Raw genomic sequence first — 17,247 nt, 5'->3', positions numbered from 1 at the left:
GTGGTACAACTTTAAGCTTCTACCAAACAGTCGTACCTGTGTCATTAGTACACTTGTACGACTGTTTTTTATCTTTTTACTTTTATTTATAGGAGTTTAGACTAACCGCGCTTTAGGGCGCGGTTAGTCTAAACTCCAGTTATTAGACATCTCCAGAAAACAATCTGAAAGGCAGGCAGGATGCCTACCCCACAAGAATTTTTGGAGAAGTCTATTGAACGACTGTAGAGACGTTTCATGAAACGTCTCTACAATAGACATCTTCAGCAAAGAATCTCTCTCGGCAGGCAGGATGCCTACCCCACAAGAATTTTTGGAAATGTTTAATGTTTCAAAAATTCAAAAGATGGTATACAACCGGATTGCGTGTTACTTTCCGTCTTTGTCGATGTCGCCGGGAATAGCGCGTTCAACTTTGTCCCATGCGTCGCGAGTTGCCCGTTTAGCTTTTTCCCAAGTTAAGTTTGGATTGCGACGGTTTGTTTCGTAGTCGCGTCGCAAATTTGGTTCGACTTCATCGTAACTTCTACCGTAGTAGCGACCGTAACCTTCATAGCCGGTGCGATAGGCGGGTGCGTAGTCATCGTAACTGTAATCGGGTTCTACGTAAGACCGGGAGGTGTAGTTATCGCGCCAGTAAGCATCTTCTACTGTGGGGTCAATTGCTTCGCCAACTGCTTTGCCGGTCAAACCGCCTACTACCGCGCCAACTGCTGCGCCAATTGCGCCTCCGACTGGGCCACCCACCGCAACGCCGACGGCTGTACCAATAACGCCAGCCGCACCAGCACCAATACCTGTCTCTACTGGATGTGCGCCTGTTTCACCGGAAATCGGGTCGCGGTTTTCATCAGGTTGCTTATTCATAATTCTTGTTTCCTTGTAATCGGACTTTACTAATCTTTTTTAAAGTTATGATTAAATTGCTAAGATAAGCTTCCCCCGCAAGTGATAATTTAAAAAGATGCTTTGCTGTATCTTTTGGTAGATAGAGACTATCTAAAATCTGCGGTTATAGAGTCTAAAAAAATAAGTTAATAAACTAACAAATAGCTATTTTATATAATGTTTAAAAATCGCTTTTTTAGAGATATTGTTGTAGTATGGCGGCGGTAGCCTGTCCTGTTTTGGCCCAACTGAATTGTTGGGATCTGACAAGTCCAGCTTGACGGAGGCGCGATCGCAACTCCGCATCATCCGCCACCGCCTGCATCGCTTCTGCAATTTCTCCCACGTTGTAGGGATCGATTAAAATAGCCGCATCGCCAGCAACTTCAGGTATTGAGGAAAGATTGGAGGTAATGACGGGAGTACCGCAAGCCATCGCTTCCAAAACGGGAAGTCCGAATCCCTCCCAAAGGCTGGGAAAAACGAGTGCGATCGCCTGATTGATTATTGTCGGCAATTCCGCATAGGGAACGTATTCCAAAAATTTGATGCGATCGCATATTCCCAACTGTTCCGCAGCTGCTTTTAAAGTTGGAGTGAAGCGTTTGTCAAACGATCCAGCTATCCACAATTCCCGATCGTCGCTGTTGGGTAAAGTCGCAAAAGCTTCGATCAGAAGTAGTATATTTTTGTACGGATCGTGTCTGCCGATATACAGAAAATAATTGCGACTTGGTAAATTTAAAAATCGGAAGCGATCGGCATCATAGGCTAAGAGAACAGGTGTAACTTTCCGTTCCGAAATATTGAAAAATTTCATCACATCCTTCGCAGTTGATTCCGAGTCGCAAATAATATGCTGCGCTTCTGACAAAACCAGAGGAAGCAAATATCGGCTGTAGTTAGTTAAAGGTGAAAATCGCCTCGGAAAACGCAGGGGAATCAAGTCATGAACCGTCACAACATATCGGCAACCTGAAAATACTGGCGCTTCTGCAAGTGGGGAAAATAACAGATTTGCTTTCAGTTTTCGGTAAATTTTCGGTAGCTGTAACTGCGTCCACAGAATCCGCGACAAGTTACCTTTTGTCCCTTGTTCCGGTGTTAAGTTTGGCGGGACTGGGTAGCAATCAAAGTTGTCTATATTGCGAGATACTAATAAAGTTGGGTTTAGTAACTTTAGATGAGGAAACAAATTAAAAGCATAAGTACTAATACCCGTTGGTTTAGTCATTAAAAAGGACAAGTTTAACAACAATCGATTCAACGAAACACTCTCCTCAAATAAAGCCATACCCCGTGAAGCTTACCAAAACCAATTTGCGGTTTGACTGGCATTAAGATGATGGCATGGAAAACAAGCCGAGTCAATCTCAGGATTAAAACTGTTTTTTTGCTATAACGTCCGACAGTTAATAAATAGCTGTATGTACTGTGCTTGAATTTGGCTAAAATATTTTTGCCAGTGATTGACGAAGGTTGGTGAACTACGGCAATTTGAGGTGCGATCGCAATTAAATGTCCCGCTTTGGCATAGCGTCTGCAAAAATCAAAATCTTCGTAATAAAGGAAGTAATCGGGATCGAACTGAGGGCAAGTCTGAAAATGTTGTAAATTTAGTAATAAACTGCAACCGCTAACCCAATCAGTTTCTAAATAGTCCAAAGTTGTGTGATCATTTAAAGTAGTTTTGCAAATAATTGCCCCATTTTTTTCAATAAATTCGCCGCCAGCAAACCAAACTTCACCAGTTGGCGTGTAGACGATCGTACCCACAATTGAAAGTTGTGGATGTGCTGCAAAAAAAGCTGGCACTTTCTCTAAAGCGCCTGGAAGTAGCTGTGTATCGGGATTTATAATCCAAACAATCGCCTGGGAATCTTGAGTATAAATCCAATTTAATCCTAAATTGCAGGCTTTACCGAAACCCAGATTAGTTCCAGCGTCAAGGATAAGGATATTATCATCTGCCAAATCGTGCAGAGAGTCATCATCTGGTGAATTATCGATCGCGATCGTCTTGTAGTCAACTCCTTTACTTGCTTGCATCGAGTCAACTAATTTAGCGATGAAATCCCTGGAATAATAATTAACCGTCAAGAAGTAAATCACGTTAGTTCTATTTGACTGTCATCGCCAATCATAAACCGCAAAGCTTTGGGACGTTGTGGGGAAACAATTAATTGGGCGCGTTGTCCAATGACGCTATCCACAATGCGTTGATGAATACCTACCACTTTAGCACCCTGTAAAATCACGCTATGGTCAACCTCAACATCTATCAAAGTGACTCGATCGCCAATACTACTGTAAGGGCCAATAAAACAGTCTTCCAAATAGCAATCGCTGCCAATTTTTACTGGGCCCCGAATAGTACAATTAACGAGTTTAGTTCCTTGCCCAATTTGCACCCGCCCAATTACCTGACTTTGGGTATCTACTTCACCTTCAATAGATTTTGTCAGACAGGTAGTATCGAGAATAATCCGATTTGCTTCTAGCAAATCGTCTTTTTTACCTGTATCTAACCACCAACCTTCTAACTGGCAAGCTTCTACTTTTTTCTGTCGATCGATCAAACATTGAATGGCATCGGTGATTTCCAATTCGCCACGGGCAGAAGGTTGGATAGACGCGATCGCATCGTGAATCGTCTTAGCAAAAAAGTAAATTCCCACCAGCGCAAAATTAGAAGGCGGAACTTTCGGTTTTTCCACCAAATGCAAAACTCGTCCATTCGCATCAATTTCTGCAACACCAAAAGCTGATGGATTAGAAACTTGTCGCAGCAGAATCAAAGCATCCGTTTGTTGCGATTTAAACCTTTCCAAAAATAGATTTAAATCGCTTTGAATTAAATTATCGCCCAAATACATAATGAAGGGCGAGTCACCTAAAAATGGCTGGGCGACTTTAACTGCGTGGGCTAAACCTGCGGGTTGTTCCTGAAGGATATAAGTAATTTTCGCGCCGAAAAGTTCCCCATTTCCCGTTTTGGCTTTCACTTCCTCCCCAGTTTCCGGACTGATAATAATACCGATATCGGTAACGCCAGCAGCGACAATTCCTTCAATTCCGTACCAAAGGATTGGTTTATTGGCGACCGGAACGAGTTGTTTCGCACCCGTGTAAGTGAGAGGTCGCAGACGAGTTCCTTTACCGCCGGATAGAATTAGTGCTTTCATAAGTTTGGGTATAAAGTTCGGCTAACATATTTCTCAATCCCTGTCGCCAATGGGGGGGATAAGTTCCCAGAACTGCTGATATTTTTCCACAGGAGAGAACCGAATAGGCGGGGCGACGCGCCGGGGTAGGATATTCTGGTGTTGTAATTGGAATTACGCGCTGAATTTTCAAATTCCAGCCTAACTGTTTTGCTTCTTCAAAGATAGCAACAGCAAAGTCATACCAACTGGCAACACCGCTATTTGTGTAGTTGTAAATTCCGGCAATTTCTGGTGTAAATTTGGGAATCAATTGGGTAATTGCACCAGCCAAATCAGCTGTACAAGTAGGGCTACCAATTTGGTCGGCAACTACACGAATTTCTTCCCGTTCGCCCCCCAATCTCAGCATAGTTTTAACGAAGTTAACTTTGCCACCAACGCCATAAACCCAAGCGGTTCTCAGGATAATATGGTTTTGGCAGTTTTGCTGAATAGCGATTTCGCCTTCAAGTTTAGTTTTTCCGTAAGCATTGATCGGATTGGTGGGGTCGGTTTCGCGGTAAGGTTGGCTTTGGCTACCATTAAAAACGTAATCGGTGGAAACGTGAATCAGGGGAATGTGCAATTTTTGGCATTCTTGAGCTATGATACCGGGAGCGATCGCATTAATAGCCTCTGCCAACTCCAGTTCGCTTTCCGCTTTATCCACCGCCGTGAATGCAGCTGCATTCACAACTACATCTGGTTTAACTTCATTGATTGTCTGACGAATCGCATCTGGCTGAGTTAAATCCATCCTCTCGCGTCCCACACCGATGACATCACCAACAGGCGCAAGCGTCTGTTGCAATTCTTGTCCCAACTGTCCCGCAATACCTGTTACTAAAATTCGCCTCATGAAAATACTTCTGCTGTTTTAAATGGTTGACCGGCTCGATCTTTAGCGGATAATATTGGAGTTGCTTCTACAGGCCATGCGATCGCCAAATCCGGGTCATTCCACAGAATACACCTTTCGTGTTGCGGCGCATAGTACTCAGTAGTTTTATACAACACCTCAGCCACTTCCGAAACCACTACAAAACCGTGGGCAAAACCGGCTGGAATCCACAACTGGCGTTTGTTTTCAGCACTCAACATATAACCTACCCATTGTCCAAAAGTCGGCGAACTTTTTCTGATATCCACCGCCACATCAAATATCTCGCCCACAGCTACCCGCACTAATTTCCCTTGCGGTTGCTGAATCTGATAGTGTAACCCACGCAGAACATTTTGGCCAGAACGCGAGTGATTGTCTTGCACAAAATGCGTTGTCATACCAACTTTTTCGGCAAATACCTTCTGATTGTAGCTTTCAAAGAAAAAGCCCCGCGCATCTCCAAAAACTTGCGGTTCGATCGACAAAACATCGGGAATATCAGTATTGACAACTTTCATAGATTTTGCACTATTTGAGTACCGTTTAGCTTAAAAGCCTTGCCTGTATTGGCGTCAAATGCCCAAGCATTTATTTTAACCTGACCCTTTGGCAGTTTACTTGCAGAAAAAGATTTTTGCCACCCAGACATAGAGTAGGCGTCTTTTGGCGTAACTTTGGCAACATCCTCTCTTTTAATTCTTGTATAAATCAAGGCAAACGCGGTATCATGATTGTTTGCCTTTTCGTAAGTCAGTATAACTGCATCGGCTGGTTCTTCTCTGTCTGGCAATCTTGCCCATCCAGATGTAACATATTCATCATTACTTACTTTGCTAACCCCATCAAACCACCCATAGCCGTATCCATCAGCAGTATTTACTTTACTACCTTCAATATTTTGAATTCGGCTACTTTTTATCAAACCTGGCTGCAAATACCCTAAGCTGTTAAGCCGATTTGCCAAAAACTTCACTCTCGCAATCTTGGGGTTTACTCTTGTCGCCAAGCACTCTTCTTCTTTAACAATATTTATAAATAACAAACAGCTTTTACCTTGTAAACGCTCTACCCTCCAATTATTCATTTCTTTAACTGCCATATTGACCGAAATTAACTCCAAAAAAAGTAAATAAATAATTGCAATTAGACTGATTAAATAAACCAATAATTTTAAATTTGAAAACCGACTTTTTCTGGCAGCATCATCAATAATAATTGCTACCAAAGCAACTAGAGAGATAGGTAGATACAATGAAAATGTTGTGTATCTGGGAGCCATAGATTGCTCGACACCGAATCCCACCCTTCCTAATGTAGTTATCAATCCACTACTGATTGAGTATGTCGCAATCATTAGCCACCCTATTGTGCGGTGCCATAAAATGAAGTTTTTTCTGTATTTAATTAAGTAAATACATACAGCAATAAAAATGCTAAATAACACCATACCAACATTTTTAGCTAGATTGAAATTACCAAAAGCAAACCCGGAACCGCAGAAACCGAAAAAGTAATCGATCGCTGCTTGTAAATGAACTGCGCCATCCCAAATACCTGGATGATGCGGCGGTTTTTGATAACCATAAAAATACAGCGCTGCATTCAACGTAAAACCAGCTATCCATCCTGTAACTAACCATTTCTCCTTGCTTAAATCTTTCCAGGTATTTAAAGCAAGAACCGGGAAAACAACTAGCCAACAAAGCAGTCCATTCGCAAGCGAAAAAGTACTTATCGTAGCCAAAGACATACAAGTTAAAAATTTTCCTTTAGAGCTAAGTTGAGAGTAAGCTATTAAAATACAGCTTGTGATACAAAGCATAGGAATAAAGATAACTATTTGGAATCCCCAAAGCCAATTTTCATACTGGACAGGGGAAAAAATTAACAAGTTAAATAGCAAACATATCAGAATTACTTTAAATAGCATTCCTCCTATTGTTAATCTATTCAAACGATAGAGATTGAAGGATATAAAGCAAGCCATTAAAAATATCACTAACATCTCATATCTCACATCCCAGTGAGTCAAAGATGCTAGACTGATAAAAACAATCCTGGGAAAAAACGGGCGAGTTTCATTATGCTGAGCTAGCAAGTCTGTGAAAGTGAGACCGGAAGTAAAGTATTTATTAATATATCTGGCCACCCCCCATTGATCGAAAAAGGGCACATTTACACCATATTTTATAATCAATTTTCCTAGAAAAATCGCAGGCAAAAAAGATACAATTAAAAGCAATATTTGCAGATATTTATAATTTTTTTTCATTGCCTGTTCTCAAAAAAATCCACAATTTTCTATTTTATGTTAATGGTTGCGACGACTGCACTAATACAAGTTGCTACTTACTTTTACTCTGGCTATGTGATTGCGATGCCGCGCTCTTATCCGAGTGGGGTATAAGAGCGCGGCATCGCCACAACGTACCTAATACTAGCCGCAACTAAATAACTAGCAAGTTGCATTAATAACGCAAGCTGTCGGGTGCGTCAGAATGGCCAATTGTTAGACAAATCACTAATTTTATCTTTCTGACGCACCCTACGGCTGTAATCTTAGGTGATTTTGTCAAACTATCCGCCAAAATTTACCTGACAGTTTCCAGGCTATCTACTTGTTTTTGGAACAACTCTGTAAAGATACTCAGCACCGTGCGCTTACGCACCTTGATACTGGCATTGACTGCCATACCGGGCTGGAGCTTAATTTCCCTGTTGCCTATTTTCAACGTCTGAGTTTCCAATTCTATTGTGGCAGGGAAAGCGTAATAAGGACGTTGTTCCTGTTGATCCGGAGGCAAAACATCAGAACTAACTGAAGTCAGTTTTCCAGTGATAGTACCGTATTCTGTGGATGGGAAAGATTCAACATTGACTTCCACTTTCAACTCTTTTTCCTTATTCAATCTATCCACAATCTGACCGATATCGCGGTTTGTCAGGTATACCTTAGCCACCAATTTATTGGTAGGTACAACCTTCAGCACCGGTTCTGAGTCTATGGCTCTCACAACATATCCAGATGAATTTGGTTTGAGAGCGAAGACAATACCATCAACAGGCGATCGCAACTCCTGGTATTGCACAGCTTGTTTTGCCTTTTGGATTTGGCTTTCGATATCGTCCAATCTTTTCTTGTTATCCAACCTCAACCTACCCAGTTGGCTATCAATATCTGCAACTCGCTTGTGGTTATCGGCAATTTTAGTGAAAATATCTTTTGCAGATAAATCGATCGTATTTTTCAACTGTTGCTTAGCTCGATCGATCGATACCGTGATGCGTTGTCTCTCTCCCTTCAAACGTTCCACTTCACCTTGAGTTCTCACAAGTTCCCCTTCACGAGCAGCAACTTCACCTTGACGGTTAGAAATTTCCGCTTGCATGGCAGCAATTTCCTGATACCGAGACAAAACATCAGCTTCCCTTGCCGTTATCTCATTTTGCCTGGTCAAGATTTCCGTTTCCGTAGCTGCCAACTCACTTTGGCGCGTCAACCTTTCCGATTCGCTTTGTGCCAACTCATTTTGACGTTGCAACACCTGTTGCTCCTGCCGTTTTAATTGCAGCTCTGCCAGCGCACCTTGTTCGGCGACCGGTTTTATCCTGTTGAGCAAGTCTTTATCCGTATTCAGCAGCGCTGCTGCCGTTGCTACTCGCGCAGAAGCGTTTGGTATTTGCGCCCTTGCCGTTTGTAACCGAGCTTGAGTACTGCTGACTTGGGCTTTTGCCATTTCTAACTGCGCCTTCGCTCTCGGTACTTGCGCCTTAGCCGTTTCCAGCTGCACCCCAGCCATTGTCAATCGATCTTTGGCCGCTGTCAATTGCTGATTAGCCGTTGGCAATTGCGCCTCGGTAGCGGCTAATTGCACCTGTACTTCAGCTAATTGGGTTTGCAACTCTTGAACTTGCAATCGCGCCGCTTCTACGCGAGACCGCAATTCAGCGCGGCTAGCGGCTAAAAGCCCTTCTTGGTTAGCGAAAAAATCGCCTTGCCCGCCCGATACTTTTGCGCCATTCAACTGTGCTTTTAAATATTGATTTTCCGCCAGTAGGGCAGCCCTAGACTGGGTTAAAGCTTGAAATTCCGGACTGCCTACGGTGCTTGCGCCAGTGAATTGAGCGTTGTAAAACTGATTTTCCCGCAGCAGAGTCTCGCGCTGTTTGAGGAGGGAGTCCAAGTCTGCTTGGGGTGCGGTCGGGTCGAGTGTCACCAACAATTGACCTTTTGTTACCCGGTCGCCATCTTTGACTAAAATTTCCCGTACCACACCGCCGTTAGGCGCTTTTAATTCTTTGGCGGCTCCTTCGGCTTCCAACTTCCCCGCCGCCGGTACCGATTGCTCCAGAGGGGCAAAGGCTGCCCAAAGCAGAGCCGTACCGGTTACGGAAACAATTAACCAAACAAAGGCGTGCGACCACCAAGAAGGTCTTTCTAGGAGGATGGGTTGGTTATCGGGTTCAAAAGCAAGCGGTGGCGTAGCGGGAGAAACCGATTCGGGAGGAACCAAAACGGTATTGAAGTCTTTTACTTGAGTGGCGCTGTTATTTTTGCCGTTCCCGTTGTTATGTGAATGACTATCGACGATTTGTTTGTTGGTCATAATCTTTAATAACTAATTGCTAATTGTCGATTTAAGATGGCAAATTGCAGATTGAATTAAATTTGAAATCTTCAATCTGCAATCTGAAATTATTAAGACATTTCCGATTCTTGTTGCTGGTAGAGGCAATAGTAACGTCCTTTCAGCCCCATCAATTCTTTGTGAGTACCCTGCTCCACTACACAACCTTGATCCATCATCAGTATGACATCTGCACTTTTGACGGTGCTGAGTCGGTGGGTGATGAAAAAGACGGTGCGACCCTGAAACGCAACGGCTAGGTTCTCGCAGACTTGACGTTCTGAATGGTAATCTAGGGCGCTGGTGGCTTCGTCCAAAATCAGCATTTTGGGGTTTTGCAGGACACTACGAGCGATCGCAATCCGCTGTCTTTGTCCCCCCGATAATCCCGATCCCCGCTCTCCCACTATCGTGTTGTAGCCGTTAGATAAACCCATAATAAAGTCGTGAGCTACTGCGACCTTAGCGGCTTCGATAATTTCCTCATCGCTAGCTTCCGGATTAGTCAGAGCGATATTTTCCCGAATTGTGCCGTTAAACAGCAGCGTGTCTTGCAGCACCATCCCAATCTGACGGCGCAGGGAGTAAAGCTCGACTTTAGCAATATCATAGTCATCTACTTGAATCCGACCGGCTACGGGCTCGTATAGCCGCTGTAGCAATTTCATTAGGGTACTCTTACCGGAACCGCTTTGACCGACAATGCCCACAAACGTACCGGCGGGGAATTCTACACTCACGTTCACCAGTTGCAATGGGCCGCTGGTATTGAACCGGAACGACACATTTTCAAACCTGACTGCCCCTTCAATGGGCGGCATAGCGATATTGTGGCGATTGTTTTCGTCTGCTTCTGGTTTGGCATCTAGAACATCGCTGAGACGTTCGATCGACAAAGCCGTTTCTTGAAAGTTTTGCCACAGCTGCACCAAGCGCAGCAAGGGGCTGGTGACGTAACCTGCGATAATCCGGAAGGCGATCAGCTGACCCAAGGTTAGTTGCGGTGGGGTGGCTATTACCATATAAGCTCCTACCCACAAAAGCAGCAAACTGGACAGTTTATTAAAGAAGCCGCTGAGGGCGCTGGCGGTACTAAATGTCAGCACGGTTTTAAACCCTGCTTTAATATAGCGGGCATATTTTTCTTGCCATTGCCAGCGAGATTTCAGCTCGATGTTTTGCGCTTTGACCGTCTGAATACCGGAAAGTACTTCGACTAAATACGATTGCGAGTCCGCATGGCGTTCTGCTTTGGTGCGTAACTGCCGCTGTACGATCGGCGCGACAACGAAAGTCAGCAGGGCAAATAACGGTATAGTTGACAAAGCCACGAAGGTCAGCGGCACGCTGTAGACCATCATGAACGCGATATAAAATACCGAGAAAAACGCATCGAGGACAACTGTAAGCGCAGTTCCGGTCAGAAACTGGCGAATGTTTTCCAGTTCGTTCACCCGACCTGCCAGTTCCCCTACCCGACGATTGTCAAAATAATTCAAAGGCAGTCTGACCAAATGGTCGATTACCTCCGCACCCAGACTCACGTCAATTCGGTTGGTGGTGTCAACGAATAGAGTGGTTCGCACGTAAGTCAGCAGCGCTTCAAACACTGCTACCACAAGCAAAATCAAACCGACACTATGTAGAATGGTGGCACTGCGATCCTTAATTACTTGGTCGATAATCACCTGAGTTGCCAGAGGATTCGCCAAGGCAAACAGCTGCACCAAAAACGAGGCGATAAAGACTTCAATTAAGGTTTTGCGATATTTGGAGATGGCTGGCAAAAACCAGCGCAGGCTGAATTTTTCTTGCTGTTCTTCGGAACGCTTTTCTAGGAGCAGCACTTGCCCCTCATTACCCCAAGTTTCGACAAACTCTCGTGGATGTCGGCGGCGAATTCCCTCTTCTGGGGTTGCTATTACCAGTTCTTTGGCGCTGATGCTGTAAATAATGGCGAAGCTATCTTGCCATTCCACCATTGCCGGTGCTTTTAATCTCGTTAGTGCTTGAGCGTGTACTTGCACCAGTTGGGCTTTCATACCCATCATTTCGGTTACTCCACCGCAGGTGAGGAGTGTGATATTTCCTCTGGTTTTGATCTGGTTATCTAATATTTTGCGAATCACATCCTTGCGGAAGGAGAGGCCCATATGTTTGGCCAACATTTTGAAGCAAGCTAACGGGGCATCAATTCTGCCGCGACCGCGATAGAAGGGGAATTTCTGGTGGGTAGCTATGGCTTCCTGCGGCTCTGGTTGCAGATCTGGTGCGTAGGGAATGTCGGAGTTATCGGGATCTTCAGCATATCCAGTCTCAGTGCGATCGCTTGGCGCATCTCTGTCGTTCTGCTCTACGGGTGGCGACACATCTATAACTGGCGATGGCTGAACGGGCAATCGCACTCCTAACAAGCGGGCTCCTTGTTTCCCCTTGACGGGAACCCAAGGCCCGGATTCGTTGGCTGGAAATCGGCTCCCGGTGGAGAATGCGCCGACGAAACCGCTGCTGACCAACCAAACTCGCTCTTGGTCTAGTTCGGGAAGGGTGACTTGACCGTTTGGTAAGTTTAGCACTTCGGTGTCTTGCCACACTTGGAAGGTCAAGTCTTTGAGGTTGATATTTCCCAATGCTCGACGCTGTAACTCCAAACTCAGGAGTTCAAACAGTTCTATGCGGCTGGGACTTTCTTTAAATGCTTGTGCCAGTACCGGTTCAGTTTCGAGGAATGATAAAAATACTGATGCTGGGATGGTAATACAAACTACTTCGTTGGATGCGATCGCCGTTTCGCAGGCGACGCCTCGCACCAATCCCACCCAACCCAGCACTTCTCCCGGCCCTGCTACGTGCAAGCTCGTCGGGCTTTGCGTGCGCTGATCGTACCCTAACAGGCGTACTTGTCCTATGTAGACGATCGCTACCTGCGTGGGCATTATTTCTCTTTGCAAGATTGTTTGCCCGATGCGATAGCGCAGTAATTGGCAAGCAGCGGCAAGAGACTGAAGCGCTTTTGGGCTTAGCTGCTTAAATGGCTCTATTTCCGCTAGAAAGGTTTGAATTTGCGATCGAGAAATTGCTTGGGTCATACACCACCACAATAATTAGATGTCAGATTTCACATTAAATGGGAACTATAAACTCTCAAATTTAACTTTCAGCGTAGCTGCCTTTCGTTATATATCTTTTCTTCATTCTTTTTCCTTCATTTTTCTGCCTAAGTTTGCGATCCGGGCAGTTTTTTTGCAAATTTTTTGTTGCTGGCAGTCCATTTATTTTATTTTTGGAGTCTGTGCTGCCTGCTTATGCGTTCGATCGCTCGCACTTCCACTAGGTAATCGCCCCTGATTCCTGAGTTTGCTCCGCCAAACTCAGTGGCCCCATTTGTTTGATCTGCTCGGCGAGCCAAGTCTCAAACATTTCCTCAATCAGGCGACGTCGCATGGGCTCATCTAGCTGAGCCGGAATAAACTTTTCTAAGCGAATAATTATAAACCACTCCGCTAGGGCTCGCGGTGGCCAGAGTTGACCTGGTTGGCTGACGGTGAGCAGCTGACCGATTGTGGGGTGGGGTTGCCGGATCGGTACCGGCCCCAATACTCCCCCCGTATTGGCTTCTGGCCCCTGAGAATATTGTTTGGCTAACTCAGCAAAGCTTTGTTCGCCTTCCTGGATACGAAAGTAGATTTCTTGGGCTAATCCCAGGTCTTTGGTACGGATAAGTGAGTAGATGACTTGATCTAAAAATGTTTTGCGGGTCAGGAAATAAGACTCGACTTTGCCGCCCCAAGTTGCCTGCTTAAATTTTTCCACCCGCAAGGGGCGCACCACGATTTCCTCAAACTCTTCTACGCTTAATCCCTGCGCGGAAAGCCAAGCTTCCAGCGCTTCTGGTGTGGAAACCTGATACTGCGCTTGCGCTTGTGCGATCGCTGCTTGACTTTCTTCCTCACTGAGCTCGATTTCGGCGAGCTCTCGGTCAACTATCAACCCGCGCAAAAACTGCGGCATCAACTGATACTTGTTGAGCAGTACCAGCATTTCCGCCGCTGCGATTACTCTGTTGCCAGCTCGAAACAATCCCGTCATTGCTTGCAACTCAGACACTCCCCACAGGCTTGTTGTGCATCCACAAAGATGCTGCTACTACCTTACCCTCTAAACCGACTGTTTCGATCGCCCGCATTACCCCCGCCCAATTGGGCGCGTAATCATCACAAAAAAGATATCCACCCTGTTTTAGCTTGGGATACCAATTTAGCAAATCTGCTTTGACCGCATCGCCATCGTGGGCAGCGTCGTGTCGGATCGGGTCGATCGATTCCGGCTCAAATTTTTTTGACGCTTCCGTAGTACTCATTTGCAAAGTATAAATTTTATCTTTAACTCCAAAGCATTCAATATTGTTGGTAAAAGCCTCCAGTAAGTTACTGGTGTCTATATGAGATTTTTTCTGTTCTTCAGAGCCTTGAAAACGATCGACGCAATATAGGACACCGTTTGACGGTAACACAGATGCGATCGCTACACTGCTGCGCCCCTTATACGATCCTAGCTCGACTGAGTTGGCTCCGGAGGGTAATTGTTTGATAAATTTTGGGATGGCGATCGCGAAGGACAAATCAAACCATCCCTCAATTCGGTTCCATTCTTCAACTCCCGTAAAATTGTACTGATTCATCGCTCAGGTTGCTAATTTAACAAAAAGAAAGCAAAAATCGTCATCAACCGCTTAATATAACACTTGAAAAAGTCTCGATCCCACAAGTTGGCACTCAACTTGTAGAGGTGAAAGCAAAGGCACTCTTACAAACAAGCTCATGCGGATTTTGTTCTCTATTCCTCACTACTTCAACCCTAGCGATCGAGGCAAGCACGGTTCCCAAGGTAAAGATCCACAGCCGCGCATCGAGGCTCTCACTGCTTGTATTACAAGTTTGCATCAGGTATTTGGCAAATCCCAGAACAGCATAGACATTGCCAGGGGTGCTGCCTTGCCTGCGAATCAGTCGCAAGCTCACAGCATAGATATAGTTATATGTACTACTAAGGATAGTCACCTTCTCGATCGAGTTCCGCTACCGTCACATTTCTACAAACATTACCGCACCAACTCCGAGCCCCAGCTGTTGGGCTTTGAGTGTCAGGCACTACTGAGAGACTGCATTGGTAGCTATGAATACTTCTGCTACATGGAAGACGACCTGATCCTGCACGACCCTTGGTTTTTTGTCAAACTTCAGTGGTTTAGCAAGCAAGCTGGAGATATGTACTTGCTACAACCAAATCGTTATGAAATCTCTTCTTTTGAGGGCAACCAAAAAACTTACATAGACGGCAACTTGGCACCCCAGCTAACAGCTAAATTTCAGAATCTGCAACAGCAACCGGAACTGGCAGGTTATATTATGGGCACTCAGGTAACTTTCAGTCGCGCCACCAATCCCCACGCTGGCTGCTATTTCTTGAATGTCTCTCAAATTAACCATTGGACAAAACAGCCCTATTTTCTAGACAGGGATACCAGTTTTGTGAGCCCCTTGGAAAGTGCTGCTACCCTTGGCATCATGCGAGCTTTTCGGGTTTACAAACCAACTCCCCAAAATGCCAATTTTCTGGAAATCGAGCATTTTGGCTCGGTTTGGAGTCAGAGGATGTTGAAAATGTGTGGTGTCAAGCAGGGGAAAGAGGGAGCTACCCCACCCCCTGCCCCTCCCCGTAGGACGGGGAGGGGAGAAGAAGGGGGGAGTGGAGAATTGTCAATTCCCAATACCCCATCTTCAATTTCCAATCGTCAATTCCCAATTCCCAATCCCCAATCCCCTATTCTCAATTCCCCATCTTTACCGGAATATTACGATCGCATTAACCCGGATTTGCTCAGACTGCTGCCGGGAGATGCGAAGGTAGTTGTAGAGATTGGCTGTGGGGCGGGAGCCTTGGACAAAGAGTACAAGCGGATTAATCCTCACTGCGAATATATCGGTTTGGAACTCAACGAGCAGGCGGCGCAGGTGGCTGCGACCAGGCTAGACCGCGTGGTAGTGGGAAATGTAGAAGATCCAAATTTAGAACTGGAAATAGCTGAGGGTACGGTTGATTGTCTCGTTTTTGGAGATGTGCTGGAGCATACGATCGATCCTTGGGCGGTAGTCAAACGTACTGTTGCGTGGCTGAAGGAAGATGGTCTAATTTTGGCTTGTATCCCCAACGTGCAGCACTGGAGTCTGATTGTGAAGCTGTTGCGGGGCAAGTGGGAGTATGAAGAGGAAGGTTTGCTCGATCGCACTCATCTGCGCTTTTTTACTCTCGATAGCATCAGGCAGATGTTTACCGAAGCGGGGTTGCAAGTTTACGAGATTCAGACGCGAGGAAACAAAGGGGAGGAGTTTCAAAGGTTCCAGGAGCAAATCCAGCCCTTGCTGAAGCCGCTAGGCGTCGATCCGATGAAATTTGCTGTCCAGACAGGGGCGCTGCAATACGTTGTGCGAGCTACTAAGTCACCTGTAGCGCCTCAGCGGTTGCTGATCCAAACGATGATGATGGCTCCTTTAGCGTGCGATCGCGTGCGGGTATTGGAGCCCGATCGCTTCAGTAACACCATTCCGGGTGTGCGGGCGATTTCTTCCGTCAAAACAGCCGATTTGGGTGTGGGACAGCCGGGAGAGCAAAAGGTGTTCATCTGGCAGCGAGGCCATTTGCAAGCTGCAAACGATCTTCCCAAACTCAAAGAATTGTTGCGTCGCGATTATTTAATTGTCGCTGAAATTGACGACGACCCGATGCGCTGGCCGGCTCACGGAGAGAATCAATTTTTCAGTTACCGGGCTGTACATTGCGTGCAAACTTCTACGGAACCTCTCGCCGAATTTTTGCGCCAAATTAATCCGAATGTTGGCGTTTTTAGCAATCAACTCGCTTATTTACCAGAGCCAAGGCAGTATAAATCGGATGATGCGGTAACCATCTTTTTTGGAGCGCTGAATCGCGAAGAAGATTGGGCACCCATCATGCCTGTTTTGAATAAAGTACTGACAGATTATGCCGATCGAGTTCGCGTAAAGGTGATATACGATCGCAAATTTTTTGATGCTTTGGCGATTGCCGATAAAGAGTTGGAACCGTTTTGTCCTTACGAACGATATCAGGAAATTTTACATTCTTGCGATATCGGTTTGTTGCCTTTAAATCCGACTCGGTTTAACAGCATGAAATCGGATCTCAAATTTATTGAATGTGCCGGTCATGGGGTAGCGGTGCTGGCAAGTCCCACCGTGTATGAAGTCTCGATTGTAGAAGGAGAAACCGGGTTGATTTATCGATCGGTAGAAGAATTTGAAGCCAAGTTGCGCCAGTTAATTGCAGATACATCGTGGCGGCATAAATTAGCAGCTAATGCTTACGAATGGGTGAGAGAGAATCGTTTGCTATCTCAACATTACCGCCAACGTCGCGATTGGTATTTGCAAATGCGCGATGAATTACCTCGTTTGAATGAGGAGTTGCGAAATAGAGTGCCGGAATTGTTTGATTAACAAGACGAACGAAACCATAAAAACCCAGCCACCGACTTTTTAGGGCGTCATATCGTGTCCGGTAGCATCGGTAAAAAATCACTTTCTTATCTGCGTTTATCTGCGTT

Annotated in this window: 12 protein-coding genes and 1 pseudogene; 2 read left to right on the top strand and 11 right to left on the bottom strand. The window is 45.4% G+C overall.

The features are described 5' to 3' along the window. Positions 1 to 369 precede the first annotated feature (369 nt). The 11 genes from ACE1CD_RS32460 to ACE1CD_RS32410 form a co-directional block, all read right to left on the bottom strand. Entirely contained in the window at positions 370 to 867 is a 498-nt protein-coding gene (locus tag ACE1CD_RS32460) for a hypothetical protein (RefSeq protein ID WP_374792501.1), read from the bottom strand. Between the two features lie 217 nt (positions 868 to 1,084). After that, entirely contained in the window at positions 1,085 to 2,122 is a 1,038-nt protein-coding gene (locus tag ACE1CD_RS32455) for a glycosyltransferase family 4 protein (protein ID WP_374827386.1), read from the bottom strand. 29 nt (positions 2,123 to 2,151) lie between these two features. Further along, positions 2,152 to 3,000: a glycosyltransferase gene (locus tag ACE1CD_RS32450; RefSeq protein WP_374827385.1), complete on the bottom strand. Its 849-nt coding sequence runs from the start codon at positions 2,998 to 3,000 to the stop codon at positions 2,152 to 2,154. Continuing rightward, positions 2,997 to 4,073 carry a glucose-1-phosphate thymidylyltransferase gene (locus ACE1CD_RS32445; RefSeq protein WP_374792495.1) on the bottom strand — a complete coding sequence of 359 codons (1,077 nt, stop codon included), beginning with the start codon at positions 4,071 to 4,073 and terminating at the stop codon, positions 2,997 to 2,999. Before ACE1CD_RS32445 ends, ACE1CD_RS32450 begins: the two co-directional genes overlap by 4 nt. Further along, on the bottom strand, positions 4,045 to 4,953 hold the full coding sequence (rfbD, locus tag ACE1CD_RS32440; protein ID WP_374827384.1) for a dTDP-4-dehydrorhamnose reductase: 909 nt from the start codon (positions 4,951 to 4,953) through the stop codon (positions 4,045 to 4,047). Before rfbD ends, ACE1CD_RS32445 begins: the two co-directional genes overlap by 29 nt. After that, the gene (rfbC, locus tag ACE1CD_RS32435; RefSeq protein WP_374792491.1) at positions 4,950 to 5,495 is read right to left on the bottom strand and encodes a dTDP-4-dehydrorhamnose 3,5-epimerase; all 546 of its coding nucleotides are present in this window, start codon (positions 5,493 to 5,495) and stop codon (positions 4,950 to 4,952) included. The genes rfbD and rfbC overlap by 4 nt, the downstream gene beginning before the upstream one ends. Then, positions 5,492 to 7,249: a hypothetical protein gene (locus ACE1CD_RS32430; RefSeq protein ID WP_374827383.1), complete on the bottom strand. Its 1,758-nt coding sequence runs from the start codon at positions 7,247 to 7,249 to the stop codon at positions 5,492 to 5,494. The genes rfbC and ACE1CD_RS32430 overlap by 4 nt, the downstream gene beginning before the upstream one ends. 319 nt (positions 7,250 to 7,568) lie before the next feature. Beyond that, a complete protein-coding gene (locus ACE1CD_RS32425; RefSeq protein WP_374827382.1) occupies positions 7,569 to 9,584 on the bottom strand; it encodes an HlyD family efflux transporter periplasmic adaptor subunit in 2,016 nt (671 codons plus the stop codon). A 92-nt stretch (positions 9,585 to 9,676) separates the two neighbouring features. After that, positions 9,677 to 12,694 carry a peptidase domain-containing ABC transporter gene (locus ACE1CD_RS32420; protein ID WP_374827381.1) on the bottom strand — a complete coding sequence of 1,006 codons (3,018 nt, stop codon included), beginning with the start codon at positions 12,692 to 12,694 and terminating at the stop codon, positions 9,677 to 9,679. 241 nt (positions 12,695 to 12,935) lie between these two features. Further along, positions 12,936 to 13,694 (bottom strand): peptidylprolyl isomerase, encoded by a 759-nt coding sequence (locus ACE1CD_RS32415; protein ID WP_374792517.1) that lies wholly within the window; start codon positions 13,692 to 13,694, stop codon positions 12,936 to 12,938. Positions 13,695 to 13,704: 10 nt separating this feature from the next. Continuing rightward, the gene (locus ACE1CD_RS32410) at positions 13,705 to 14,286 is read right to left on the bottom strand and encodes a class I SAM-dependent methyltransferase (protein WP_374792483.1); all 582 of its coding nucleotides are present in this window, start codon (positions 14,284 to 14,286) and stop codon (positions 13,705 to 13,707) included. 139 nt (positions 14,287 to 14,425) lie between these two features. Here ACE1CD_RS32410 and ACE1CD_RS32405 point away from each other — a divergent pair. Next, positions 14,426 to 15,244, top strand: a pseudogene (locus tag ACE1CD_RS32405) (calcium-binding protein); the annotation flags it as partial. Between the two features lie 15 nt (positions 15,245 to 15,259). Continuing rightward, a complete protein-coding gene (locus tag ACE1CD_RS32400; RefSeq protein ID WP_374827387.1) occupies positions 15,260 to 17,140 on the top strand; it encodes a methyltransferase domain-containing protein in 1,881 nt (626 codons plus the stop codon). The last annotated feature ends 107 nt before the right edge of the window (positions 17,141 to 17,247 follow it).

The sequence above is a fragment of the Aerosakkonema sp. BLCC-F183 genome (assembly GCF_041929145.1).
In the GTDB taxonomy this organism is placed as follows: Bacteria; Cyanobacteriota; Cyanobacteriia; order Cyanobacteriales; family Aerosakkonemataceae; genus Aerosakkonema.
Note: the sequence above shows the minus strand (reverse complement) of the source record. Positions and strands in the feature narration are given on the sequence as shown.